This window comes from Mesobacillus sp. (assembly GCF_047739415.1).
Classification (GTDB): domain Bacteria; phylum Bacillota; class Bacilli; order Bacillales; family Cytobacillaceae; genus Mesobacillus.
The window spans coordinates 1-2,032 of record NZ_JBIQOE010000061.1 but is presented as its reverse complement, the minus strand read 5'-3'; the positions used below and the strand labels follow the sequence as shown (position 1 = coordinate 2,032).

The 2,032-nt window shown below is 40.2% G+C and carries 1 protein-coding gene; it reads right to left on the bottom strand.

From position 1 onward, the window contains the following. Positions 1 to 106: 106 nt before the first annotated feature. Positions 107 to 1,435, bottom strand: coding sequence for a group II intron reverse transcriptase/maturase (gene ltrA, locus ACH0QE_RS05870; RefSeq protein WP_415782587.1), 1,329 nt, complete (start codon positions 1,433 to 1,435; stop codon positions 107 to 109). Between the last annotated feature and the right edge of the window lie 597 nt (positions 1,436 to 2,032).

The window sequence follows — 2,032 nt, the reverse complement described above, 5'->3', positions numbered from 1 at the left end:
TAGTCGAGTAGAAGGGAGCCTTTCTACCTTGCGGTAAATTGTACTCCTCCCCCCTCACAGAACCGTGCTTGCGCTATTAACGCACACGGCTCCTCCAAATTATCGTTCACAGAATGTAGCTAATTTCTTTTCTCAAGTCATAGATATTCACTTTGATTCTTGGTGAAGGTAGTGGATATTTATTAAGAAAGAGCCTGAATTTATCCCACGTAAAGGATTTCCTTTGGCTTCTTCTGTTTAGCCATTTAAATAGTAAGCACTCAATTTTCGCTTTGAAGTTGTTAACAGTTTGGGTGTTATCCGTGATGCAATAGTAGTTGTAATAACCTATTAGTGAGCGTTTAAATCTATCCATAATCATATGAGTATCTTTATTCCTGTTATTCTTCAGCCATTCTTTCGTTTCTTTTAGTTTGCCTTGGACTTTCTTCCTGCTGGTTTTCCGTTTAACTCGAAAATTTCCTTGTTTGCTTACCCCACAATAGTGGGTAAACCCAAGGAAATCAAAAGTATGTGGTTTGCCAGTCCCGTCACGTTTTGCATTCTTTTCCGCAAACCGTCCGAAGGGAATTATTTTAGTTTTATCCTCGGCTATTTCCAAGTTAAATTTCTTTAACCTCGCTTTTAATGAATGGAAGAATTGCTGGGCTTCACTTTTATTCTGAAAACAACAAACAAAATCATCTGCGTACCTTACTATAAATGCCTGTCCTTTACATTGCTTCCTAACCACTTTTTCAAACCATAGATCGAGAACGTAATGGAGATAGACATTTGCTAATATCGGAGATATCACTCCACCTTGCGGTGTGCCATTGTCTGTCTTGTATTTCTTCCCTTCCTCCATGTATCCACCTTTAAGAAACCTGCTGATTATTCTCAGTAAGTTAGGGTCAGCGATTCGGAGTTTCAAGAATTCCATCATCCATTTGTGGTCAACGTTATCAAAGAATCCTTTAATATCTACATCGACTACATAGCTTACTGCTCTCTTCTCAATATATTGATTCAGTATTTTCAGCGCATCGTGGCAGTTTCTATTTGGACGGAACCCAAATGAACAGTCTAGAAAGTCATTTTCATAGATGGCATTTAGTATTTTCGTAATGCCCTTTTGAACAATTTTATCTTCATGTTCCGGTATTCCCAGTGGTCTCATCTTGTTTGAGTTGAGCTTTGGGATATACATTCGTCTTACAGGAACAGGACGGTAACTTTTGCTTTTAAGCCTACTTACTAAATCCTCTATGTTTTCTTCCAAGCTATCATTGTATTGTTCTTTTGTCGTTCCGATGATACCAGTGGCCTTTTTATTAGGCAATTCATGATGACACTGAGTTAAAGATTGCTCATTCAATAAATGTGCAAGAGATGTAAACTTCATTTTAGGCTCAGATTTTGCTAATTCTGCTATCCTTAGTAGTTTTGTTTCCATTTATTATTCCTACCTCTGTGTGTAGTAAATGTGTCCCTAGTAAGGGTGATAACTGGTAGCTAGCCTTCCCTCCATCGGCATTACCCAACTTCATTGGTACTACGCTGCTATCCGACTCCCTACCTTTGGCATTTGGTTTCCTTGCTTGTTATCACTTGTAGACCATACTCTTCTAAAAAAAGACCGGTAGGGTCTCCCGAGTTCCCGTATCATATCAATTTATAACGTGCCAAGGTCTCTGACTCCAGAGAGGTTCTACCCTTCTTGCCTTTATCGAAGGATAAAATGTAGCTTTCTGCTGTGCGTAAGGCATCAGCCCTCTCGATTTACTAACATTATGGAGCTCAATCCCTTCAACCATTTGGCTTTCGGCCCGTTACCTAACTGTCTACGCTTAAAGGCCAAAGTTACCTTTAGCCCTCCAAGACTCGCTACGAGCGAATGTCTAGTTCTTACTCGGCGAGAATCCCACCCGCTATATGATACGACCTAGGCTCGGCCGCACACCCGCACCGTTATAATCCACGGTGCGGGTTTCTTAATTACAAACGATTATTTCATGAAACTTCCTAATACTGACCAGGCTTTGTCTTTACC

Coding starts and splice junctions, on each gene's coding strand:
- ltrA (WP_415782587.1), bottom strand. CDS start 1,435: ATGGAAACAAAACTACTAAGGATAGCAGAATTAGCAAAATCTGAGCCT.